Origin of the sequence: Gilvimarinus japonicus (genome assembly GCF_042847215.1) — a bacterium.
Taxonomy (GTDB): Bacteria; Pseudomonadota; Gammaproteobacteria; order Pseudomonadales; family Cellvibrionaceae; genus Gilvimarinus; species Gilvimarinus japonicus.
The window spans coordinates 2,961,664-2,986,157 of record NZ_AP031500.1; the positions used below are offsets into that span (position 1 = coordinate 2,961,664).

The following is a 24,494-nucleotide window of genomic DNA, read 5'->3' on the forward strand; positions in this document are numbered from 1 at the left end:
CTAATGAACCGCGCGATAGGGACTAAAGATAGAGTCAATATCGTCTAATAACTGCTGTAGCTGTTGCTCGTTCGCGCCGCTTTGGGCAAATGAGCGCACCCCCATCACTTGGGTTTGCAGCAGCCGCGCCATACGTCGGCAATCTACATTCGCGCGCAGCTCACCAGCGGCTTTTGCCTGCTCTAAGGCATCGGTAAAACCTTGCTCCACTTTACGCAATAACAATGTGGCTTTGCCCCGCAGCGGGTCTTCATCGTCGGTCGATTCCAGCAACGTTTTTACCACCATACACGCTGGGGTGGTAACGCCCGCGTCGCTATCGCGCCCCAACAGTAGCCAGCGCAAATACGCCATCACCCCGGGTAAAACGCCGCCCGTGGCACCGATATGCTCCTCTACATCCCGCTCCATAGCGGCGGTATAGGCATCCAGCGCCTCCAAAAACAAGCCCTGCTTACTGCCAAATGCCGCATACAAACTACCCGGACGCATATCCAGCTCGCGCTCAATATCTTTGAGTGAAGTGGCGTAATAACCACGCCGCCAAAATAGCGCTATCGCCGCGTCTATCGCGGCCTTTCGATCGTATTGGGCTACTCGTGGCATAAGGTACCTACCGCTAACAATTTCATTAAATTTGAACGACTGCTCAATTATATATTGAATGATAGCTTAATAACAGTTACCGTAGATCTCGTTATTGAGCAATCATTCAAATTAGGAGCAACCCTATGACTGACTTTACCTTGCACACACTGGACACAGCCTCCGAAGAGGCGAAACCGCTGCTTGAAGGCTCAAAGAAAAGCTTTGGCATGATCCCCAATCTGCACGCCGTCATGGCTGAGGCACCGGGGCTGCTAGAGGGTTACCAAACACTGCACCGGCTGGTGCTGGAGTCGAGCTTTAACAACGACGAGAAGACCGTCGTATGGCAAAGCGTTAACGTAGAACACGGCTGCCACTATTGCGTGCCAGCCCACAGTGGTATCGCCCGCTCGATGGACGTCGATGAAGCCATTGATAACGCTCTGCGCGATGAGAAACCACTGGATGACGCGAAACTAGAGGCGCTGCGAACTTTCACCTTAAACGTGGTGCGCAATCGCGGTAATGTGGACGACTCAGCCGTACAAGCGTTTTTTGACGCCGGCTATGAAAAACGCCAGTTACTGGAGGTCGTGCTCGTGGTATCGCAGAAAGTCATGAGTAATTACGTCAATCATATCGCCGAAACCCCTATCGACGAACCCTTTAAAAAGTTTGGGTGGTCGCCTAAAGGCTCATAAGAGCCTGCCACTAACCGCGCTGACGCGTCACAACTCCCCCTCGCCGGCACCTCAGGGTGCCGGCCACTTGCCTATCCCCCTCTAAAACAACACAATAGCGACCTGATTTGGGCAACATCGATACCCTTGCCAGCACTTACAACCATCATTCACAAACATAGCGCAACCGATTTACGACCCAACACTACATGAAAACACCCAAAAGAATTCAGCCACTGGTAGACGACGGTTTAGTTGACGAAGTTATCAGCCAGCTCATGAGCGGCAAAGAAGCAACGGTTTATAAAGTGCGCTGCGGCGACGAAATCCGCTGTGCCAAAGTCTACAAAGACGCCGCCAAACGCAGCTTTAAAAAAGCCGTGCAATACCAAGAAGGCCGTAAAGTACGCAACAGCCGCCGCGCCCGCGCGATGGAAAAGGGCTCTAAGTTTGGCCGGCAACAGCAAGAGGACACTTGGCAAAACGCCGAGGTTGACGCCTTGTATAAAGTGGCCGCAGCCGGCGTGCGCGTGCCCAAACCCTACGGTTGTTTCGATGGCGTGTTATTGATGGAGTTGATTACCGATGATGAAGGCGACGTCGCGCCGCGCTTAAACGACGTTGGCATGTCCGCCGAGCAAGCATTAGAAGACCACGCTGTGGTAATGCAAGATGTGGTTAAAATGCTCTGCGCCGGGTTAATACACGGCGATTTATCCGAGTTTAACGTGCTGGTGGATGAATACGGCCCAGTGATTATCGACCTGCCACAAGCGGTTGATGCCGCCGCCAACAACAATGCCAAAAGCATGCTTGAGCGCGACGTGCGCAACATGACCGAATACTATGGCCAGTTTGCCCCGGAGCTGCTCACCACCCGTTACGCCGACGAGATGTGGGCACTGTACGAAGAGGGCGAGCTACAACCTGACACCCAACTAACCGGTGAGTTTGACGACCCAGAAGACAGCGCCGATGTCGACTCAGTGCTAGAAGAAATTAAAGCCGCGCTGGAAGAAGAGCAAGAGCGCCAAGAGCGCATACGCGCCGCAGACAGCGATGACGACGATTAACAAGCGGGGGGGGGGATACACCGCGCGAACCCCGCAAAGCGACTGCCCAATGCGTTGTGCACCCAGGTGTTACACTGTTAAAAACTCAACCTCGGACACCTTTCTGTGAGTACGCCCCGGCCCCCAACTCCCCGCACCCGCCCGCAAAAAGCCAAAGGCCTACACCCGCGTAACCTGCACAACGGGCCCTACGATTTTACGGCACTCAGTAAAGCGCACCCCGAGCTGGCCCGCTTTGTTGCCAGCAACCAACACGGTAACCTCGGAATCGATTTTGCCGATCCGCAGGCAGTCAAACACTTAAACGCGGCGCTGCTGCGTCATCACTATCAGGTCCAACAATGGGATATTCCGGACGGCGCCCTTTGCCCGCCGGTTCCGGGGCGCGCCGATTACATTCACTATGTTGCCGAGTTGCTCGCGAGCTCGGCGGGTGCCACGCGCTCACGCGCTCGCGATATCAGTTTGCTTGATATCGGCACCGGAGCCAGCGGCATTTACCCACTGCTGGCCAGTCAGATATACGGCTGGCATTGTGTCGCCAGCGATATTAACCCCCAATCGATCGAAAACGTCGCCACTATTATCGCTGCCAACCCCGCCCTAAAAGCGCTCATTAGCGTGCGCCAGCAAACTGATAAAAATCAGTTTTTTGCCGGTATCATCCAACCGGGTGAGTATTACGATGTCAGCGTTTGTAACCCGCCGTTTCATGCCAGCACTGAAGCAGCCCTAAAAGGCAGTGTCCGCAAGCTCGACAACCTAGCGCGCAACCGCGGGGAACAAACCTCTACCACCGCCACTTTAAATTTTGGCGGGCACGGGGCCGAGCTGTGGTGCAAAGGCGGCGAACGGTTGTTTCTTAAAAAACTAATAAAAGAAAGCCAAGCCTTTGCCAGCCAATGCCGCTGGTTTACCAGCTTGGTCTCTAACGGCGAGAATGTAAAACCCTTAATAAAACTGTTACGCCAACACAGGGCGCTGGATATAAAAGAAATACCGATGACTCAAGGCCATAAAATCACACGAATTCTCGCTTGGACATTTACCGAACGTTAGGCTTTAGATCCGAAAAACTCGCGCGCTGGCGACTCCGGTACTCTGAAGGTGTCACCCCAACCAACCGTTTAAAAAAACGCTGGAACGCCGACTGGCTGTTAAAACCGGCCGCTAGTGCCATATCCATAATCGTCATATCGGCATCAGAATCCAGCAGCCGTTTTACCTCCTCGACCCGGTAAAAATTAATAAACTCAAAAAAATTCTTTTGGTAGTGCGAGTTGACCAGCGCCGAAAGCTCTCTGGGTTTTAGTTCGCACACGTCAGAAAACCGCTCTACATTAATGTGCGCATCAAGATGAAGCTTGTCATCGGTAATAGCCCGCGCAATACGTGCCAACTTTTCATCCGCTTGATCGATTGCTCCGGCATCGGCGCGTTGCGCACCGATCTCGGGCAAAATAAGCGCTTTACGCCCACTAAACAGCGCAAAAACAAACAAGCCATTAATCAGCAGTACGGTTACGTAATTGCTGACACTACCCATCATATCGTTGACTGCTGCACTGACATAACCCGACAGCCAATAAGCTATAAAGGCCCACAACCAGTGCAGTGTAAATCCGCCCAATAATAACTCCGCCCAGCGCAACTCCCACAGCGGTAAATTGCCATAGCGTTGCCGCAACTGGTGCCGTAACCGATACTCAGCCACACAACAAAGCACCGCGTAAACCAACGGTAAACACTTAAATGCGGCCCATATCAGAAGAATGATTTGCTGTTTTAACGGCGCAAGCTGAGGCCAGTTCCACGGTAACCAGTCGGCCACGGTGATCTTCATCACCAGTATCAAAACGACTGCCAGTAACGCGGGAGCACAGTGCAAGCTTACCCGCCACGAGCTAACAGCCAGCGGCCCCGTGAGCGATGCCATCGTCCAGTACAGCAGCGGCCCCTGTAATAACAAGCCACAGGCCAGTAATGAAGTGACTAATACAGAATCTGAAAAGTAGCCAACCTGCAGCGAGGGGTTCCAGACAATTAATGTGGCGGCGAGAATACCGGCAATCAACACGAGCAACCCCGCCAACAACCAATGTAACTGCAACCGGCTGCGGGGAAAAAGCAGCATTCCAGACGCCAAAAACAGCGATTCTAAAGCGGTAATAAGTAGCACGACTTCGTGAATATTAAATAAAAAATGCTTCATTCTTTTTATAGGCCACAGGCGACTTAACACTGGAGGTCGTCACAACGCCGACCACACAGACTTCATATGTCATTATTCTTTAGTATATAAAACCAATCTCAACTGAATTAGCGTTTACCGGGGGCGGTTTCCTCACTACTTTTTATTTTTTTAATCCCCGACAACCATAGCGCTTTTGCAACAAGAAACCTATTAGCCTTTAACACAATTACGCAAAACGCCTCTAATTGATTCCAGTAAAAACACTGTTACCCATCAATCATTGTCACCACAGAAAAACAAAAAAATGTTACCCCGCTTCACAGCACCGGTACAAGTTCACAGAAACCACCACCCAAGTTAAGTCACAGCACAAAGTGGGTAGCCGACCCCCCACGCAATAACGGTTAATGACGTCGGCCCTTAGGAGAGCCAATGCCCTGGCGTCACGTTTGATGCCAGCGTATTTAACCTTGCCAGAATGCCACTGGCAAAAATCTTATCGATAATAATACCCTCAAACAGAGGTACGCGATTATGAAACATTCACTACATCAGCGGTTATTGTTACCCGTAACCCTGGCCGCCCTATCGCTATCGGCTAGTATGACTAATGCCGACGTTGCGCCTATTTCCACCAACGGTAACCAATTACTGTTTGGCGGCGCGGTCGACAGCGTCGCCGGGCCCAGCCTGTTTTGGAGCAACAACGGCTGGGGCGGCGAAAAGTTTTACAACGCCGGTGCCGTTGCCAGCGCCCAGCAAGATTGGAACGCCGAGATTATCCGAGCCGCCATGGGGGTCGATGAACCAGGCGGCTATCTAGAAGACGCCTCCGCCAACCTCAACCGGGTGCGCGCCGTGGTCGATGCCGCGATTGCCAACGATATGTATGTCATCATCGACTGGCACAGCCACCATGCCGAGAGCTATACCCAGGCAGCGGTAAGCTTCTTTCAACAAATGGCGTCCGAATACGGTCAGCACGACAACGTTATTTACGAAATTTACAACGAGCCGCTCAGCGTATCCTGGAGCAACACCATTAAGCCTTACGCCGAGCAAGTCATCGGCGCTATTCGCGCCGTCGACCCGGATAACCTTATTGTGGTGGGTACCCCTACTTGGTCTCAAGACGTAGACGCCGCCGCGAATGACCCTATCACCAACTACAACAACATTGCCTATACCCTGCACTTTTACGCCGGTACCCACACCCAATACCTACGCGATAAAGCCCAATATGCGCTGGATATGGGTATTCCGCTATTTGTTACCGAGTGGGGCACCGTCAACGCCAACGGGGACGGCGGCGTGGCCTACAACGAAACCAATACTTGGATGGACTTTTTAAAGGCCAACAACATCAGCCATGCCAACTGGGCGTTAAACGACAAGGCTGAGGGGTCATCTGCACTGCTCACTGGCGCCAACCCCAGCGGCAATTGGGCCGACAACCAATACACCGCATCGGGTACGTTTGTGCGCGATATTGTCCGCGATTGGTCTGACGGCGACCCGGTTGATCCGGACCCAACCTGCACCCGCATTAACGTGCCCGGCACTATTGAGGCGGAATCGTTCTGTGATATGGACGGCATTCAAACCGAATCCACCACCGATACCGGTGGCGGCTTAAACGTCGGCTGGACTGACGCGGGCGATTGGACGAGCTACGAGGTTAATGTCCAGGCAGCGGGCCGCTATAAAGTCAGCTATCGCGTCGCGGCCGCACAAAATAGCGGCATGCTACAGCTTGAAGCCGCTGGCGGTTTTCCCACTTATGGCAGTATTACCACACCGGTTACCGGAGGCTGGCAATCGTGGCAAACCATTTCGCACGAGGTTGAGCTGCCCGCCGGCGACCAAGATCTAGCCATCGCTGTTGTCAGTGGCGGTTGGAACCTTAACTGGATCAAAGTCGAACCTGCCGGCGGCTCTAGCTCTTCGAGCAGCTCCTCCTCTAGCAGCTCATCTTCCAGTAGTTCGTCGTCCAGCAGCGCGTCTGGCTGTGACACCGCCAACGCTACGTCCATCACAGGCAATACCATCACGGTGTCCGAGGGACAGTGCATTCGCTATGAACACACCTGGGGCAGCTTGCAGCTGGGCAGCTGGAGCGCCGCGGCGGGCACAACCTACGATGTCATCAACTGCAACGGTCAAGTGATTGCCGATGTCGCCCAAGTGCAAAATGGTTTTAGCACTGTCGCCACCGGCACTAACCACTGCAACCTCTATGTTTACGTTAAACAAGCACCCACCAGTTTTGACCTGCAATTTGGCAGCTGGTAACCCCTCTCAACCAAGCTGTATCCTCACCGATACTATGTGGGGCCTGATCCAGGCCCCTTTTTTATGGCTGCACAATAAAGTTCAATGCTCAGCTCACCACTCGGATTACGGTGCTAATATAATGCTATGGGCTGGTGCTGGCTAACGGTTCCGGAACATATAGATACTACGCACTTACGTGGACTTAGAGGACGAGCGATGATCGTAATAAAAGGAACAGTAACCGCAGCGGTAGCGAGTGTTTTGGCACTTAGCTCAACAATGGCGACGGCTGACCGCGGTAATAAGTATGAGTTTTCATTACAGGTGCCCTACCTGTATGACGAGAGTATCGACTTTGACGGCGGCGCCAGCGTCAAGGTGAATTCGGACGCCGGTTTTGGCTTTAGCGCTGGCTACAATTACTCAGACAATGTAAACCTACGGGGCAGCTTTACCTGGAACTCCACCAGCTACGACGCCGCACGTGTTTTGGATGATGGCAACAACACCGTCGAAACCTTTGGCGGCGTGTTTGACTCTTTTAGCGCCAGTTTAGTCGGTGACTACTACTTTTTAGAAGGGCCTTTTACCCCGTTTGTCAGCGCCAACTTGGGCTGGACCGCCGTAGATAGCAATATTGCCGCTGGCCCACCTAACAGTGTGTGTTGGTGGGACCCTTGGTGGGGTTATATCTGCGACGCTTACCAACCCACCTACGGTGAAGATTCGCTGTCCTACGGGATTGGTGCAGGCGTTCGGTTTGATATCAGCCAACGGCATTTTATACGCGCCGGTTACTACGAACGATGGGTCGATGTGGACAATGCCATTGACGATCCAGCGTTTGGGACTTTGTCCGTCGAGTTTGGTTTTATGTACTAAAAATAACCGGCTACCGCAGCATAAAAAGCCCGCCTTTAACGGCGGGCTTATTGTTAGCCAAACAGAAACAGGCAAGCATAGATACCCGTTTAGGCGGACAAGTTGCTTTTATGCACCTTGCAAGGGTTGCCAAACGCCACACTGTTGGCCGGAATACTTTTGGTCACCACGCTGCCGGCGCCAATAGTGCAACCATCACCAATGCTCACTCCGGGCAAGATAATACAGCCACCACCTATCCACACATTACTGCCAATGGAGATGGGCGCGGCAACGCCTATGTGCGCATTACGTTGCTCTAAATCGAGCGGATGGCTGGCTGCATACACCTGTACATTAGGGGCAATAAAAACATTGTCGCCTATCGCAACCGGGCAGCAATCAAGCAATACAAAATTAAAATTAATAAACACATTGCTACCAATCGTGGTATTACAGCCATAATCCACCCGAATAGGTTTTTCGATATGAACGTTATCGCCTACTTGGGCAAATATTTTTCGTTGCAGTTGCGCCTTAGCATCGCCATCGCGCGCTTTTAGCTCATTAAAATCGTCAACCAAATCCCGCGTTTTAAAACGAATTTCGGTGAGCTCAGGGTCGTTAATCCAATATTCACTACCGGCAAGCATTTTTTCTCGTTCGTTCATCAGGCAATCCAGGCTCGGTTAAAAGATTTTATCTAGTATGGTCTGATAGCGATCAAACGCCTCAAACTGCGGCATATGCCCGACATCGTCAATCTCATGCAAGGTCGCGTGGGGAATAGTCTCGGCAGCTTGCTTGCCCAGTTTATCGTACTGTCCCAACACTCGGGTTACCCCTGGTTTTTTCCAGCCTCTGCCCGGGCCGGTGGTATCGCGGGTACCGATAATTAAGTGAGTGGGCACCGAAATATTGTTAAATTCATTAACGACCGCTCCGGTGAAAATTAAATCGTACGTTAACGCGTTATTCCAAGCCACTTGGGGCCAGTCGGGGCCGTTAATCCAGCCTTTATGAATGGTGGTTAGCGCCTCGTATGCCTCAGACCATTTTCCGTCGTAGTAGTTTTTCTTTTGGTAAGCGATCACCCCCTCAATGGTTTTGTTGAGTTCACTGTCGTAAAAAAAGGCCGGATCTTTGTACTCGACGTACTGTAAGTAATCCTCTAACCCGACTGGATTAACCAACACCAGCTGCTCGACTTGATTGGGGTAACTCAGAGCGTAACGCGAGGCCAACATCCCGCCCATGGAATGGCCCATCACAATCAGGTGCTCTAAACCTAGCTTATCGGTTAAGGCGCGCGTATTGGCCGCCAACGCCTCAAACGAGAACTGATAATGCGCAGGTTTGGATGATTTACCAAAGCCAATTTGATCGGGCATCAAAACCCCATAGCCTTTTTGTTGCAACAGCGCGGCGGTTTTTTGCCAGTAATCGGCGGCAAAATTTTTGCCGTGCAGCAACAGCACCGTCGGTTTATCCGGCTTACCAGGTAAGTGCATATAGGCCATTTCTAAAGATTGGCGTTGGCTTGTAACCGCAAACATCTGCACCGGATACGGATAATCGTACTGCGATAGCCGGGCGTCAAAGCTGGGGGCGGCTTCTTTTGCCGTTACCACCGCTGCGTTTACCATAAAAAACATGGCTAACCAGTATTTAAAAAATCTCATAAAAACCTCTATTTATGTGGTACTCACTAAAATGCTTCGCCAACACCAAAATAAAACTGCGAGCCGTTTTTACCCACCGAATAATCGGCTGACAAGCTAACTAAGTGCTTTTGTGACAATAAAAACCTTGCCCCGACACCAGCGGCGGGCAAGTACTCAGAGAAAAAATCACCGGCACTCTCGGCGACCTCGCCCACCCCAGTAAAGCCGGTTAACACCCATTTTTTAGACACCCGCCAGCGATACTCGGCCTGGAGTGCGTACATGGTTTTATCCCGATACCGGCCAACATCATAGCCGCGTAAATCGGTTTTACCGCCAAACGAGCTGAGCAAAAAAAACGGCGCCTCGCGCCCGGCCGAACGATAATAAGCCCGCAGCGCCAACACGTCACGATCGGCCATCGCGAGGTATTGATTAGCCGACAAACTGACAATATCGGTATCAAAGTCAGAGCCCAGCGCTTGTCGGTAAAAAGCCGCTGTAGCGCTAAGCAAAGCCCCATGGCGAGGGAAGTACGGCTGATCACGAGAATCGTATTTTAGCGGCAGTTGTACCGCCGCCATGTCCAAAGTGATACTTGGGTCGGGCAAATTCGCTAACAGTGGGCGCTCTGTGCGCAGGCGCACATCGGCTTTTCCGGCCAAAAATCCCAACCCGGTATAGACATTGTCCCACACTTCATACAACACAGAGCCATAGTACAACGGGGACTTTTGGGTAATGTCCAGCGAAAGGCCGGTATCGCCAGCGGCGTTGCCCACGCCCCAGTAGCGGTAATTATAATTAATCTCTCCCGCTGCCAGCGCGACTCGCAAACGGTCCTCCCAAAAATGTAAATTACCACCCACACCGTAAGCGTAGCTGCCATTCTCGGTGGTCATCCCCATTGCTCCCACCACGGAAGAGGGGGTATCGGTTTGCGTTTTATCAATATCGATAAAGTACCCACCGACCAGCGCCAGCTTCCAGCCCAACTCTGGAGAGCGGCCGGGAATAGGCGCCAAGATTAAATCGTCAGGCCACCAGCTCGCCATACTGCTGGCTGGGTTACCGCGCACCGGCGTAGTGCCGCTTTCCATTACCTCATCGGTTAGCGTCGGCACCTCTTGCACTTTGCCTGGCTCCACCGCTTGTGCCAACGCACTTGACGCCAGACTCAATACCACGAGAATGCCGGCTCGTAATCTGCGTTTTGCAGTGGCACTCGTGCCGCGTAAAGCCCTGCGCAAAACAGCGGTTTCTCTATAGCTAAGCACGATTAAAACCTCACCACTAACGAGCCAATCATCGCCTCGCGGGAGCCAATAAAACCATTGTACTCGGCACTAACCGACAACACCGAACTGATATCCCAGTTAAACCCGGCCAATAAATTCCAGCGATCTTTACTCTCTTGGCGAATACGATAACCCAGCACCTGATCGGTACCGGGAACGTCAAGCTGGCCATCCACCGTATTCTCACTATCTAAATAATTACCACCCACAAAGAGCGCCAGCCGCCCTAACTCTGAGAGCTTAAAAACACGCCCCACACGCGGGGTCACGGTAACCGAGCGACCGTCGGCAACAGCATTATCAGGCTTACTGTAGGTGATATTAAAAGGCAGCACGGCAAACCAATCTTGCCAGCCGCCAGCCAACACCGTGCCGACACCATAGGTCGTAGGGTTAACCTGAGCTCGCACCGGAAACTCGACCTCCCGTCCGGCTAGCACAAAACACAACGGAGGCCGCAACGCACCCGTGCAATCGGTACCGCTGCCCTCAAGTAAGGTATCGCCATCGAGCGTAACATCCATGGTGATGCTGCCGTCTACCTTGCCGACCATGGCAAAAACATTCATAAACGGAAACAACCACGCATCAACTTTAATTTGCGTCGTGTCCAGCACTGTCTCGGCATTGCCAAAATCGACAAACTCATAGGGAATTTTTTCGGCGCCGTTAAACCCGACGTTTAAATGCGTTAACGACATGTTTTGGCGCACGCTGGCAAAGGTAAAACTGACGCCCATCGGCAAAGGCAAATTAAAGCCGGCATCGACAGCCTCTTGGCCAAAAAACGGCAAGGTATGCGGCCACTTGCGCGGCGCCTTAGCGCCTTGGCTATTGGCGTAAGCCGAGGCGCGATTAGGTATCGTCGTGCCAGCCACACCGGTATCAGTCAAACGGCGATTCACCGATACTCGGGTTAGCTCCAGTCCGGCGCCAATGGCAGCACCTGATTGACTAAAAAAGTAAAACTCTATGTCGTTGCTACTGCTGTGATACAGCGAGCCTTCGTTACCCAGCGAGCGGCGGGCAGATGGGTTGAACAACCACTGATCGCGCTGTAACGCATCCAGTGCCTCCTGAGTCTTAATAACGGCCAGAAAATAAGTGCCACTAGAGCCAAGTCCAACACCAACCCCAAAGGCATCAATATCTAAATAGGTTTGCGTGCCCTCATTGCTGTCCACCAAGAGCGCTACGCCGCTACTACCGCTTACCGGCCCTAACAAAAGCCGATCGTTGAGCCCTATAACATACCCTTTTGACGTATCAATGGCCGCTTGCAGCTTGGGCCTATCGCGCAACATGGTGGCAAGTACCTCTTGCGCCTTATGTTCGAGCCTTGCACGAGTAACCGCAGCCTCTTCCACCGGGTTAACGCTACAGCCGGCCAATAGCAACCCGAGCAATAGCGCTATGGTATAACCGCAACGACTGTTCGATAGCGACATACTCGCCTTCCTTTAGCGAAATCTTTGGGGGTGAGCCAGTACCGCTGGCAAGGCCCGACCAAGATAAAAAAACGGAGCTCAGTTTGGCTCCGTTTTAGGTCTCACTCGTCTATTCTTGCGTCTATCACCTATTTTTTAGGCTTTACAAATTTAAGCGTCATCCGGTCACTTTCGCCAATCGCTTGGTATTTAGCGCGATCGACATCCCCCAAACGGTACGACGGTGGCAGCGTCCAGACGCCTTTCTCGTGATTCGCCGTATCTTTGGGGTTGGCGTTGATATCACTGGTGTCGGCCAATACAAAACCGGCTTGCTTGGCGACGCTTTCAATGACGCTTTGTTTAATATAGCCGCTCGTTTGTTGTTCCGCATCATCGCGATCCTCGGGCAGCCTATGGTCAACCACACCCAACACGCCACCGGGCTTGAGGGCACGATAAAACGATGAGAACGCAGCCAGCAAGCGTTTTTCACCGCCACCGTTCATATACCAGTTGTGCGCATTGCGAAAGGTCAATACCGCATCGGCGCTGCCCACGGGGGCAATGTCGTATTGGTCCGGGGGGTTAAATACCGAGAGTTTTACCTGATCGTAACGCTCTGGATGCTCGGCCATTTTTTTACCAAAGGCCTCCCGTGAGCGTTTGAAGTAAGCCACGTCACTGTTAGGGTTAAAATGAGCGGCGTAAAAAGTGCCGGAATCACGTAAATAGGCGGCCAAGATATCCGTATACCAACCACCACCGGGCCAAATTTCTACCACGGTCATATCCGGTTCTACACCAAAAAAACTCAAGGTTTCGGCCGGGTGACGATACTCATCCCGCGCCGCTGCATCGGAGCGATAATCGCTGTGCAGCGCCTGGTTAAGTTTTTCATTATCGGTATCGTGCGCAATGGCACTGACTGCGCCCGTCAGCGCTGTTGCGATGACACCTGCCTGTAACATCTTGACGATAAAGCCGCTTTTAATGGCCATTGTCTGCTCCGTTAGATCACTCAGTGATATTAAACATACGTATTTTGCTGCGACTCGCTCGCACACCAGACGCAAAGCTCCCTTAAACGTACCACATCGGCCGGGCAATGTGCTGCTCTTTAGCGCCGAGATCACCCAAGGGGTGTTTAGTCTTTACGCAACGCGTAAAAGTTAACCGGAATTTCGTCTGTGTGCTCAAGCAGGGTAAAGCCTGAGCGGGCAAATAAAGCGGGCTTGTCGGTTTTGTGCCACGCCATCACAAAGGGCTCGTGAACAAAGCGCGCCAGGGTTTTAAAATACAGGTGCCGCCAGCCGGAGCGGCGCAGTAGCGAGCGCAAGCGCACCCGCTGCAGCTGATTCTCCGAGGGCTCGGCAATCAATAACTGACCGCCGGGACGCAGCACCCGGTGGCACTCGGCCAAAGCCTGCGCGGCGTATTTAGGGGGTAATTCGTGAAACAAAAAACAGGCAACAATGCCGTCAAAACGGCCACTGGCAAAGGGCATTGCCTCGGCTGGAGCCTGCAAATAGGAGACCCCTGGATGATCGGCCGCGGCGTGCTTTAGCAGATACGGCGACACATCAATGCCCCAGACATCGCGCGGCCCGGCGGCACGCACCTGCGCGGCAAGCTTGCCGCCGCCGGTACCAATATCCAGCACCGCGTTGCAGTGCGCTACCCGCTGCGCCATAGCCCGCCGGGCGGCCTGAATCTGCCCCAGCATCGAGACATCAAACCCCGTGATATAGCCACGGGATATCTGGCTAGAATAGTTGCCGTTAGGCAGGTTATGAAACTCCTGCAGCGCATATTTAGGGATGTCGGCAAACAATGGGTCACTGCTATCCACTTGCACCTTTTGCGGTTTACCCAACACCAGGCGCGCAAACTTAAGCAGCCCCGCAACACTCCTAAAACAAAGACGGTCAGCCCACGTCTCGGGCAAGCTCAGGTTAACCCAATCGGGCACGTTCGGGTCTGTCATAACGGGGGGTTGGGTTGTCGAGCGTATATCGCTGGTCATAGGGCCATTTCACTAACGTTTATGGCGCACAGGATAAAAGTCTGGGCATAAAAAAGCCAGCCGTCGCCGCCATTTCGCATCTTTCAACATTATTAAATTGCATACGTATTCAACCTCACTGCATACGTATACATCTTGGCCTTGCCCCTAGGCGCGACCTATGTTGTCTGGCAGTGCCGAGTTAAACCAATAAAGATCATCGCCATCGCCTAAGGCGATTAGCGTTCGGCATTAGCAGGCCCCACCTGCGACTTCTTTTGATGCACCCACATAATCAATAACCAAACTGGGAGTCACACATGAAAGCTATTGCCCTGCCCGCAACACCTAAACGGCTTAAGCAAAAAACCTTTACGCGCCTACCTTTTAAACAGTTCGTGGGCGCCGCCGCGCTTACGCTGGCGGCACAGTCATCCTACGCTGGCACCGCGTTTGTGCACTTATTTGAGTGGAGCTGGAACGACATAGCCGATGAGTGCGAAAACTTTCTCGGCCCCAAGGGCTTTGATGCGGTACAAATATCACCGCCCACCGAGCACGTTAAAGGCCAGCAGTGGTGGACGCGTTATCAGCCTATCACCTACCAAAATTTAACCAGCCGCAGCGGCACTGAAGCCGAACTACAAAGCATGATCAACCGCTGCCACAGTGCTGGTGTAAAAATTTACGCCGATATAGTCGTCAACCAGATGGCCAATCATTTAGTCGAGGGCAATTACGGTGTCGACGGCACTTGGTGGGCACCGCGCGATTACCCCGAATTTAGCACGCAAGACTTTCACCCCGGCTGCGCCACCGATTACTCGGACGCAAACTCTGTATGGAGCTGTGACTTAAGCGGTATGCCCGACCTGGATCACAGCCAACCCTATGTGCGCGACACCGTCGCCAACTACTTAACGCACCTCACCAATATGGGCGTTGATGGCTTTCGCATCGACGCGGCGAAACATATGCCACCGTCCGACATTAATGGCTTTTTACAAGCCGCCGGTAACCCCTGGGTATTTTTAGAGGTGATTGGCGCCGGCGGTGAAGCTCCAGAGATCCAACCTGCCAACTACACCTACTTAGGCGCTGTTACTGAGTTTAGCTACGGCCCGGCACTGGCCGGCAACTTTAATGGTCAAATTAAACATTTATTAGAGCTTGGCCCAAACTGGGGCTTACTGCCCTCAGCCGATGCCTTAGTGTTTGTCGATAACCACGACCGCGAGCGCGGCCACGGTGGCGGCGGTAATTTATTTTACAAAGATGGCGCCAAGTACAATTTGGCCAATGTTTTTATGTTGGCCTACCCATACGGTTATCCCAAAATCATGTCCGGTTACGAGTTTGATGAAACTACTCAAGCGGGCACCGACATAGGCCCGCCTGCCCCCGGCGGCTGTGACGCCAACGGCTGGGTCTGTCAGCACCGCTGGGGCAACATCGCCAATATGGTGGGTTTTAGAAATTACACCGTGGATGCCTGGAGCCTTGATAATCAAGTGGTGATTAACGATAACGCCATTGCCTTTGGGCGCGGCGACAAAGGCTTTGTGGTGATCAACAACAGTCAAAGCAGCGTTAACCAAACCCTCTACACCGGCATGCCCGCCGGTGACTATTGCGATATCTTGCGTGCTGATGATGAATGCAGCGGTACCAACATCAGTGTCGACAACAACGGCTTTGCCAGCTTTAGCGTCGGCCCTGAATCAGCCTCAGCCATTCATGGCGGCGCCCGGCCCAGCGCGAGCAATCAGCCTCCGGTCGCGATTATCGAGGGCGCCCCCGAGACGCTGGACACAGGTAGCCAAGTAACCCTCAGTGGCGTTAACTCGTACGATAGTGACGGCAGTATTGTCAGTTACTTATGGAGCACCGGTGCCACCACATCAAACATTACCGCCACGCTGAACAACCCCGGCACCGCTACCTTTAGCTTAACCGTGACCGACAACCAGGGCGCCACTGACAGCCGAGAGGTAAGCATTCAAGTGGGTGGCGATGAGCTAATCAGTAACTTTGATGCGCTCTACTTTCGCGGTACGTCCAACGGCTGGGCCGCCAGTCCCATGACGTTGGTCGACGATCACACCTGGCAATTAGACGTTCAGTTTGACGGCCAAGCCAACCAGCGCTTTAAGTTTGATTTAGCCGGCGATTGGAGCCAAAACTATGGCGACAACAACACCCCTGACGGCGTGCTGGACAGTAACGGCGATGACATCAACACCAATGTGATTGGTCAGTACCGCGTGCAAGTAAACGACGCCGAGCTAAGTTACAGCATCAACTCATTGGCCGCAGGCTTTAGCAGCAATTGGGACGGTGTTTACGTGCGTGGCACCTTTAACAACTGGAACTGCACGGCAATGAGTTTAACCGCCGATAATACCTGGAGTGTCAATGTCACGCTCGACGGCGCCGCCGGTCAGCGTTATAAGTTTGACCGCTACTGTGATTGGTCCACCAACTACGGCGATAACAATAGCGATGGCATACTCGATAGCACGGGCAATGACATTGTCGATAACCGCTCGGGCCTGGTTACCTTGCAGGTTAACGACGTGAACTTGAACTACCAGTAAGGCCGCGCCCGGAGGGCTCACCCTCCGGGCTAACCCGTTTTAACCCTAAACGATCCGCCCTCGGCAATATGCCGCAAAAACTGATCGTGGCTCGGCAGCTTATTAACCGTGTTGGCAAAAATCTTATCGAGGTTACTCATAAACTCACCGAGCTGATCGCCCGGCATGGCATCACTTAGACGGTGATACTCGGCCGGAACTAATCCTTGCCCACGCATAACTTGCTGCCAGGCGGGCTCGGTAAACAGCTCGTTCTGTTCACGAAACACCAAGCCGGAATGACGAAACAGCTCAATGCGCCGCGCCAAATCATCCGGCACGTTCATATCGCGGCACGCTTGCCACAGTGGCTCGTCGCGCTGGTTAAGGTGGTAGTGCAAAATAATAAAGTTGCGGATCAACTCGAACTCATCCCTTGCCAAGCGGTTGTAGTTGTCTACTACCGCATCGTCTACGCCAGTGCTGGGAAAACACTTCACCAAACGGATTACGCTGCTTTGCACCAAGTGCAAACTGGTCGATTCCAGCGGCTCCAAAAAACCACTGGCCAACCCCAGTGCCACACAGTTTTTATGCCATTGCCGTGCGCGCCGGCCGGTTTTAAAGCGTATCGTATTGGGCTCGCCGGCGGCTTCGGTGGGCAATTGTTGTTTTAACAGCGCCAGTGCTTCATCGTCACTCATACGGCGGCTGTCGTACACCACACCATTGCCCGTGCGATGCTGTAGCGGGATCTGCCAGCACCAACCCGTCCGGTGCGCTACCGAGCGGGTATAAGGTGCTATGCTCGTCATAGGCTGGCTGGCCAGCGCGATCGCCCGGTCACAGGGCAACCAGTGGCCATAGTCTTCAAAATCCACCCCCAATGCCTGGCCCAACAGCAGCGAGCGCCCACCGGTGCAATCGATAAAAAAATCACCCGCGAGCGTTGCGCCGTCGCTCAACTGCAGAGCTTGAATATCGCCGGTATTGTCATTGCACTGCACCCGCTCGATGGAGGTGTCCAGGTGCCTTACACCGGCGTTTTTACTGTAGCGCTTTAGTAGCGCGGCGTAGCGGCTGGCATCAAAGTGATAGGCATAGGTTAACCCCGCCAACGGTGTTTCTGGTATCTGCGCCAGTGGAGCAAACTTGCCGGCTTTAGCGGCGCGCTGGTTGAGCGAGTAATCCCAAAAATCGCCCGCGCGACCCTCGCTGTAAGCGCGCTGCCAATAGTGCGAAAAGCTGGCCATACCGCGCTCCATACCCAGCTCACCAAAGGCGTGCATATAGCAATCATTGGGGCGCCCCCAGCCTGCAAACTCAATACCGAGCTTTATAGTCGCGCCAGTTTCACGCAGAAACTCACTCTCATCGATCCCCAGTACTTTGTTAAACAACTGGATAGGTGGAATAGTCGCCTCGCCCACGCCCACCGTAGCAATCTGGCTCGATTCAATCAGAGTGATCTCCAGCTGTTGGCCCAACATTCTGGCAAACATCGCAGCGGCCATCCAGCCGCTGGTGCCCCCCCCACAGATCACCAAACGGTTAATTTTATTATTGCATTCAAACTGCATTAGATTGCCTCGCCCATAAAAAAAGCCCCCGTTACTTTAACAGTAGCGGGGGCAATGAACATAACACTCTTAAAAACGTTAGAGCTAGAAGGTGTAGTTAACCCCCAACAAGTAGTTAGGCCCAAAGTGTTGGTAGGTATTAACCCGGCGGGTATCGTCCTCAGCGGCCGAGAAAGTATCTTCATCAGTGAGGTTTTGCCCTTGCAAGGTGATGGTCAAACCATCTAATGACTCGATCCCTGCAGCGCCAAAATCAAAACCAATTTGCGCATCGACAAGCTCTGCGCCTTGATCAATCGTGGGCGTTAGCGCCAAGCTAGTGCCGTAGAACTCAGTCAGGTACTCATCACGTTTACGACCCGATACGCGAAACTCAAAGCCGTTTTTCTCGTAGAAAAAGGTAGCCTGATAAATATTCTCAGACAAACCCGGAATACGTGAATCATTACCCTCGTAAGTAATCTCACCATCAAGGTTGGTAGCGCTGGCGATAATACCAAAGCCGTCTAACCAATCGCTAAACAGATGGAATGGCAAACTCGCCTGCAACTCATAGCCTTTTACATGACCTGAACCAGCCTCTACCACCGAGCTAGTAAAACCTTGGGTGGATTTAAGCTCATCAATACCATTGTCGTGGTAGCCCTCAACAATATAAGGAGTAAAGTCTGTCAGTGCTTTCTCGTTGATATGCCAGTTTTTAAGGTCTTTGTAAAAATACGCCGCCGCAACATAACCATCGTCGGCAAAATAATACTCATAAGACAGATCTAGCTGGTTAGCCTCAATCGGCTGCAACTCTGGGTTACCAGACGAGCCACTCCAAGCGGAGTTTTCTGGGTCATCACTCAAGCGCGCCGCATCGTTAAAGCTAAAACCAATGGTATTGTTGGGTCGCATTTCATCCAGACGTGCCCGCGACATAGTTTTAGATAAGCCGAAACGCACAACCTGATCATCAGTCAACTGGAAGTTGGTGTTCAAACTTGGCAGCACTTTAGTATAGTCTGTACCGTCAGTCACCGGGGTTGCTACCACCGTGCCATCTTCGCCGGTATAGGTATCAAAACCAGAGGCGCTCTGATCGGTAGAAATCACTTGCACACCGACGTTACCCGTCATAATACCTGCGGCAAAATCTAACCTAGTATACAAGGTGGTGACTTCTTCATTAACCGTGTAGGTATCGCCCAGGCGCGCAGTCTCAAAACCGGTGGCATCAATTTCGCGGTAAACACCCGCTCGATACAAACCCACTCCATCGTAGGCGAGCATATTGCCCAGCCCCAGAAAGCTTAAGTCAGTTTCACCCACGACATACTCTTCGGGTACGGCAATATCACCCTGAGCCTCAGCCGATAAGTTGTCATCGTAGCCAGGTGCTACCAAAAAGGCGCCGTAATTAATTTTGGATTTTCTGCGGTCCGAGTAATGCGCACCAAATTCAACGCTCTCTAAGAACGGAATATCCAACTCCGCCGTAGCACTCAAACGCAGGGTATCCAGCTCTTCTTCAAAAGACGGGTAGTTTACAAAGCCGTCCTGTGCGTTAGTGTTGCCACCCACTAGCGGTGCAATGGCCCCGCCCCATGCTTGCGGGCCCGCCAAACGAATCACGTCAGGGTCGGTATAGTCTGGCATCTCGATGGACGGGTGATCGGTGTACATAATGCCAAAGTCACCCGTCATGTTCCAAGCGCGCGCCGCCGGATCACCTTGGGTTGTCGTACTCCCGCGCCCCACACCAGAATAACTTTCAATGTTGATCAAATCTTTACTGGACTCGCTGTGCGCAACATCCAGTTCAAGCGACCAAATGTCGTTAAGCGCGTAGGCGACGTTTAAACCAAAGGCCGACAAGTCGCCGTCTTTTACTTCGCCATCGTTGCGAATGACCGAGTGAAATCCATCCCACTGCCCAGAAGTCACCAAGCCGTCATCCACGGTATTGGCGGTCCAGTTGGTGCTGCCCCAGATCGGGCCGCCCTCTTCTAAGCCTCGGAACACTTTCGACTCTTTAAAGTCAATGTAGAGCGCATCGGCGGTAATGGTTAAATCTTCTACCGGCTCGTACTGTACTACCGCCGATACGGTATCGCGCTCCAACACCGCAGAGCGGGCAAAAGAGTCGTGCCCACCAGCAACGTACGTCCCAGGCTCAACCAGACTACCATCCGCGAAGTACGCTTGCTGATCTCCAGTTCCGGTTTCTGGGTAGCCCCAAACACGCACTTGCTGCTCTTGGCTGGGCGTCTCGGTGGTCGCTAGCGACAACGCAAAGCCTAGGGTGTCGTCAACGAATTTATCCGAATAGGTAAACGCCAAACGATGGCCGGTATCGTCGTAGTCAGGGTTACCCGACTCCAATCCGTTCATCTCGTAAGTACCGTTAAAGCTGATAATACGGTCGCGCTCCAGCGGGCGCAAAGTGCGCAAATCCACCACGCCGCCCAAGCCTTGACTCATCAAAGTGGCATCAGGGCTTTTGTAAACCACCGCACCAGAAATAATCTCGGAGGGATACAGGTCATACTCCACCCCGCGGTTATCACCAATACCCAACAGCTCGCGGCCGTTCATGGTGGTAGCCACGTAGTCTTCATTAAAACCACGCACCGAAATACCACTGGTGCGGCCATTAACGCGCTCGCCTGCCAACCCTGGCAAACGGGCCAGAGATTCAGCAATACTGCTATCGGGCAATTTACCAATATCCTCGGGTGAGAGCGCCTCAACGATCGAGCTGGCATCCTCTTTAATCGCCATTGAGTTAATCAAACTAGCGCGAATACCGGTAACCACCACCTCTTCAAGAGCGGGCTCCTGTACAGCGTCAGATTGGGCAAAGGCAATGGGGGCAAAACCTGCAATAACGCAGCTAATGGCCGAAGGCAGCAACAACTTTTTGGCTTGTTTCATGATGCAATCCTATTTAGGTCTATTATTATCAGTCATAGCACCACCGGGGTAACAACCTCACAGGTGGCTGACAAACGCTCAAGGTTTCAGGTATTAAGCTTTCGTCATGAACTGTGGTTGAGGTTAGTGCCAGCGCCCATCCCTGCGCAATTCACTGCATACGTATTCAAAACTATTCAAGCGCGATAAACCTTATGAATACGTATGTAATACTGAAACCATAGACCATTAGCATCACATAAATGGGCACCACCACACCCAAACATTGATTTACCGCAGCCGCCTTAGCGATAATATAAATCCACTCAGAGAAGGAGACTCTATTATGCAAACACCCACAATCCGCCCCCCGCACGCTATCATTGTCGGCATCGCCTTAGCACTGGCCGCTGGCAACCTTCAGGCCGATGAGGTCACCGATGCGATTGACGAGGGTGTCAGCGCCTACAAAAGCGGCGATCTGTCCGAGGCCGCCAACCAGCTAAATTACGCCGCAGGCCTGATTGGCCAACAAAAAGCCGAGGCCGTTAAAGCCGTGTTTCCCGACGCGCTAAGCGGCTGGGAGGCCAGCGAGATCGAGAGCGAATCAGCGGGCGGAATGATGGGCGGTGGCATCTCAGCCAATCGCGAGTATGCAAAGGGCGACGCCGAGGTCACCATCGAGCTGGTAATGGACTCCCCAATGCTGCAATCGATGATGGGAATGATCAACAACCCCTCAATTATCACTATGAACGGCGGCAAACTCATTAAAATTCAGGGCCAAAAAGCCATCTACAACGGCGACGAAGATCGTCCCGAACTTACGCTTATCATTAACAACAACGCCATGTTCACCCTTAAAGCGGGCCGTGGCACCGCCTTGGACGACCTAAAAGCTTACGCCGAGGCCTTAAAGCTGGATAAACTCTAAGGCGTATCTAAACACCGTCATACCCCTTGTGCTCTGGGCCCGCGGGCCCTACAATGGCCGGCCCTTGGAACTTGGCTGTCATCAGCCTGTCACAAGGGTACGGTTTTGCTGACAAGCTCAGCACCCAGATTTGGGGGCGACTTGGATTCGACGCCGGTGGCAAAACTCAAGGTGCATGTCGTGATGGTAGCGAATCACGTTAATCCAAAGCTGCAATTTATTAGTTGCCAATGACGACAACTACGGTGCCCAATTAGCCGCGTAAGCGGTTGATGAAGCACTTCTAACGGTACGCCGTTAGCGGTCTATGACAAGGTGCCAGTACCGCGTTACAGACTGTCATACAGAACTGGATAGCTGTGTTGTTTTGATCGTGGCAACACTGTGAAACCTAAAGCGAACTCGCTCGCTGCACCCTGCCCGTTGGGTCGCAGATGAGTTAAATCAATTAACGGAAACTAAGCATGTAGAGCCGCGAGCGGAGTGCCGGCGGACGGGGGTTCAACTCCCCCCGCCTCCACCAATAATCAACCCCCAGATCGAGAGGTCTGGGGGTTTTTTATTGGTTGCGGGGGAGGTAAAGGCACCCCCGTAGGGGTTCACAAAATGGCAGGATAGCCATTTTGCACAGCCGGTCCGGCTGCCCGAAGGGTAACGCACATGGGCGTGCGTTATGAGCTCCCCCGCCTCGGCAACTACTCCTGCGTAGCTCTACCTCCTGCATCCATGCAACCGCCCACCCAACACCAAAGCAGCGACTCATGCCGAGATTTTATCGAGTTTCCCCCTAGATCTCGCCCGCAATAGCGATTATCTTACGCGCTTCTTCAGAATCCATAGAAAAGAGACACGATTATGCCTCAAGCCGCCGCACGTCACATTCTGGTCAACAGCGAAGCGACCTGTAACGAACTAAAAGCCAAAATTGAAGCGGGCGAAGATTTCGTCAAATTAGCGCAGGATCATTCCAGCTGCCCCTCGGGCCGCAACGGCGGTGATCTGGGTACCTTCGGCCCAGGCCAAATGGTCGCCGAGTTCGACAAAGTTGTTTTCAGTGCACCGGTCAACGAAGTTCAGGGCCCGGTCAAAACCCCGTTTGGTTATCACCTGCTGGAAGTGACTGAACGTCGGGACTAACCAGATGCGAGCCCCCACACCGCTGTCTACATTGGTTGTGTGGGAGATTTATAGAAAAATACTGATATCGGCAATCTTTCCCTTGGAGCCACGCTCTGAACGCAATATATGGGTGTACTCGATGTAGAACATTGCCGGCTGACAGCTGCCTCTCGCGGGCAGGGGTTTGTATTAACCCCAGCCTCTTAGACTGGGTTGCTCGTCTGCTAGAAGCACACATAACTAGATTATCAGGGTGGCTATGAATCTAAGTCGCACGTAATCGATTAAGTGCTTGCTCAAATTTTTCACGGTGGGCACCGAAACCATAGTTCATCCAACCTTTCGCTTCTAACTCAAGCCAAAGCTCTAGAGCGGCGACCTTGCCCAAATCACCTTCGGCAAGGCCATCTAAAAACAGTTCTGGGTCTATGGCCATAAATTCAGGGTCCCAGCGTTCGCCTTGAATGGTTTCTAAAATAGGTAGCGCGGTTTTGTCTTCGATGCCTTAAAGTGCTTTGGCACTCACGTATTTACCGTGAATGTACAATCCCTTTTTCCAGGCGATAGCGATGCAGGCGGTTAGGTAGGCGCGGCATTTCCAGTAGCTGAAAACCCAGGCGTCACATACATGGTAGCGATAAATGGTTTTATCACCTAAATACCCTACGGCCTCGGCAATGACTAGAAACGCATCGCAAGCCGTATCCTTTCCCTTTCGGTTTATATCGCCCACCAGCAGCAAGCCGTATATGTCGTCCGACCGCGCCAGGAGCTCATCAACAACTTCAGCGAAACTTTCAGGGTTCTTATAGAAATCGCCTTTATCCTTATAGATTTCATCGGCAGCGCCTTCTAGCCAGTCCAGGCGAACATCAAAAAGCTGGGCCGCCGCCTCCAGCCTTTCAGTGTTTAAGAGCTCCAACAACTTAGCATCATCTTGCACAGCCGCTAGAGTTAGGGAGTTATCGAAGAAAGGGGGTATTTGATTGCGACTTACGCCATGCATTTCAAATAGGCGTGCAAAACGGCGAGAGGAAATCAGACTTCGCTCTAAATCTTGAGCTATTTGGCGAGACCTTCTATTCCTTCTGAACTTTTCATAAAGTTCATATAGGTTCCGGAAATCACTTATCATTGGGATTATGCCTCGCAACGCCCACAAATAATCCTTTAGTATTTTTTTACAAGTACCGACATAAAAAACTACCACACACTCAAGGCAGGGATCGCGATAAAAACCAATATTTACAACGTAAAACAAGACACACTAATCAGCTACCTGTTCAATCTGGCTATATTTTTCCGCCACGCTATAGCATCATC

General features: G+C 52.4%; 20 protein-coding genes and 1 other RNA gene. 9 read left to right on the forward strand and 12 right to left on the reverse strand.

Features of this window, described 5'->3' with window-relative positions; all coding sequences use genetic code 11:
* Complete coding sequence (locus tag ACGHAD_RS12615; protein WP_339617313.1) at positions 1 to 606, reverse strand: TetR family transcriptional regulator; 606 nt, start codon at positions 604 to 606, stop codon at positions 1 to 3.
* A gap of 125 nt (positions 607 to 731) precedes the next feature.
* Here ACGHAD_RS12615 and ACGHAD_RS12620 point away from each other — a divergent pair, with 125 nt between their 5' ends.
* The 3 genes from ACGHAD_RS12620 (at position 732) to rlmF (ending at position 3,400) form a co-directional block, all read left to right on the forward strand.
* Positions 732 to 1,289: a carboxymuconolactone decarboxylase family protein gene (locus tag ACGHAD_RS12620; RefSeq protein WP_382418444.1), complete on the forward strand. Its 558-nt coding sequence runs from the start codon at positions 732 to 734 to the stop codon at positions 1,287 to 1,289.
* 188 nt (positions 1,290 to 1,477) lie between these two features.
* On the forward strand, positions 1,478 to 2,341 hold the full coding sequence (locus tag ACGHAD_RS12625; protein WP_339617315.1) for a PA4780 family RIO1-like protein kinase: 864 nt from the start codon (positions 1,478 to 1,480) through the stop codon (positions 2,339 to 2,341).
* Between the two features lie 105 nt (positions 2,342 to 2,446).
* Complete coding sequence (rlmF, locus tag ACGHAD_RS12630; protein ID WP_382418442.1) at positions 2,447 to 3,400, forward strand: 23S rRNA (adenine(1618)-N(6))-methyltransferase RlmF; 954 nt, start codon at positions 2,447 to 2,449, stop codon at positions 3,398 to 3,400.
* Here rlmF and ACGHAD_RS12635 read toward each other — a convergent pair.
* Positions 3,387 to 4,553: a helix-turn-helix domain-containing protein gene (locus ACGHAD_RS12635; protein ID WP_382418440.1), complete on the reverse strand. Its 1,167-nt coding sequence runs from the start codon at positions 4,551 to 4,553 to the stop codon at positions 3,387 to 3,389. The genes rlmF and ACGHAD_RS12635 overlap by 14 nt on opposite strands.
* A 516-nt stretch (positions 4,554 to 5,069) precedes the next feature.
* Between ACGHAD_RS12635 and ACGHAD_RS12640 the strand changes: the two genes are divergently transcribed.
* On the forward strand, positions 5,070 to 6,827 hold the full coding sequence (locus tag ACGHAD_RS12640; RefSeq protein ID WP_382418438.1) for a cellulase family glycosylhydrolase: 1,758 nt from the start codon (positions 5,070 to 5,072) through the stop codon (positions 6,825 to 6,827).
* Between the two features lie 198 nt (positions 6,828 to 7,025).
* The gene (locus ACGHAD_RS12645) at positions 7,026 to 7,691 is read left to right on the forward strand and encodes an outer membrane beta-barrel protein (RefSeq protein ID WP_382418436.1); all 666 of its coding nucleotides are present in this window, start codon (positions 7,026 to 7,028) and stop codon (positions 7,689 to 7,691) included.
* Between the two features lie 89 nt (positions 7,692 to 7,780).
* Here the strand turns inward: ACGHAD_RS12645 and ACGHAD_RS12650 are convergent, their stop codons facing one another.
* The 6 genes from ACGHAD_RS12650 to ACGHAD_RS12675 form a co-directional block, all read right to left on the reverse strand.
* The gene (locus ACGHAD_RS12650) at positions 7,781 to 8,341 is read right to left on the reverse strand and encodes a sugar O-acetyltransferase (protein WP_382418434.1); all 561 of its coding nucleotides are present in this window, start codon (positions 8,339 to 8,341) and stop codon (positions 7,781 to 7,783) included.
* Positions 8,342 to 8,359: 18 nt separating this feature from the next.
* Positions 8,360 to 9,352 (reverse strand): alpha/beta fold hydrolase, encoded by a 993-nt coding sequence (locus ACGHAD_RS12655; RefSeq protein WP_382418432.1) that lies wholly within the window; start codon positions 9,350 to 9,352, stop codon positions 8,360 to 8,362.
* A gap of 26 nt (positions 9,353 to 9,378) precedes the next feature.
* A complete protein-coding gene (locus tag ACGHAD_RS12660) occupies positions 9,379 to 10,521 on the reverse strand; it encodes a BamA/TamA family outer membrane protein (protein WP_382418430.1) in 1,143 nt (380 codons plus the stop codon).
* 92 nt (positions 10,522 to 10,613) lie between these two features.
* Positions 10,614 to 12,080, reverse strand: a complete 1,467-nt coding sequence (locus tag ACGHAD_RS12665; RefSeq protein ID WP_382418428.1) for a hypothetical protein — start codon at positions 12,078 to 12,080, stop codon at positions 10,614 to 10,616.
* A 128-nt stretch (positions 12,081 to 12,208) separates the two neighbouring features.
* Positions 12,209 to 13,060 carry a class I SAM-dependent methyltransferase gene (locus ACGHAD_RS12670; protein WP_382418426.1) on the reverse strand — a complete coding sequence of 284 codons (852 nt, stop codon included), beginning with the start codon at positions 13,058 to 13,060 and terminating at the stop codon, positions 12,209 to 12,211.
* Positions 13,061 to 13,206: 146 nt separating this feature from the next.
* Entirely contained in the window at positions 13,207 to 14,085 is an 879-nt protein-coding gene (locus ACGHAD_RS12675; RefSeq protein ID WP_339618122.1) for a class I SAM-dependent methyltransferase, read from the reverse strand.
* Positions 14,086 to 14,384: 299 nt separating this feature from the next.
* Between ACGHAD_RS12675 and ACGHAD_RS12680 the strand changes: the two genes are divergently transcribed.
* A complete protein-coding gene (locus tag ACGHAD_RS12680) occupies positions 14,385 to 16,661 on the forward strand; it encodes an alpha amylase C-terminal domain-containing protein (RefSeq protein ID WP_382418424.1) in 2,277 nt (758 codons plus the stop codon).
* Positions 16,662 to 16,690: 29 nt separating this feature from the next.
* Here the strand turns inward: ACGHAD_RS12680 and ACGHAD_RS12685 are convergent, their stop codons facing one another.
* A complete protein-coding gene (locus ACGHAD_RS12685) occupies positions 16,691 to 18,220 on the reverse strand; it encodes a tryptophan halogenase family protein (RefSeq protein WP_382418422.1) in 1,530 nt (509 codons plus the stop codon).
* A gap of 84 nt (positions 18,221 to 18,304) precedes the next feature.
* A complete protein-coding gene (locus ACGHAD_RS12690) occupies positions 18,305 to 21,139 on the reverse strand; it encodes a TonB-dependent receptor (protein ID WP_382418420.1) in 2,835 nt (944 codons plus the stop codon).
* Positions 21,140 to 21,464: 325 nt separating this feature from the next.
* Here ACGHAD_RS12690 and ACGHAD_RS12695 point away from each other — a divergent pair, with 325 nt between their 5' ends.
* The 3 genes from ACGHAD_RS12695 (at position 21,465) to ACGHAD_RS12705 (ending at position 23,189) form a co-directional block, all read left to right on the forward strand.
* The gene (locus ACGHAD_RS12695; RefSeq protein WP_382418418.1) at positions 21,465 to 22,052 is read left to right on the forward strand and encodes a hypothetical protein; all 588 of its coding nucleotides are present in this window, start codon (positions 21,465 to 21,467) and stop codon (positions 22,050 to 22,052) included.
* Between the two features lie 132 nt (positions 22,053 to 22,184).
* Positions 22,185 to 22,575, forward strand: a transfer-messenger RNA (tmRNA) gene (gene ssrA, locus ACGHAD_RS12700).
* Positions 22,576 to 22,907: 332 nt separating this feature from the next.
* The gene (locus ACGHAD_RS12705) at positions 22,908 to 23,189 is read left to right on the forward strand and encodes a peptidylprolyl isomerase (RefSeq protein WP_382418416.1); all 282 of its coding nucleotides are present in this window, start codon (positions 22,908 to 22,910) and stop codon (positions 23,187 to 23,189) included.
* Positions 23,190 to 23,436: 247 nt separating this feature from the next.
* Here the strand turns inward: ACGHAD_RS12705 and ACGHAD_RS12710 are convergent, their stop codons facing one another.
* Positions 23,437 to 23,607 (reverse strand): hypothetical protein, encoded by a 171-nt coding sequence (locus tag ACGHAD_RS12710; RefSeq protein ID WP_382418414.1) that lies wholly within the window; start codon positions 23,605 to 23,607, stop codon positions 23,437 to 23,439.
* Positions 23,608 to 23,676: 69 nt separating this feature from the next.
* Complete coding sequence (locus ACGHAD_RS12715; protein WP_382418412.1) at positions 23,677 to 24,306, reverse strand: hypothetical protein; 630 nt, start codon at positions 24,304 to 24,306, stop codon at positions 23,677 to 23,679.
* Between the last annotated feature and the right edge of the window lie 188 nt (positions 24,307 to 24,494).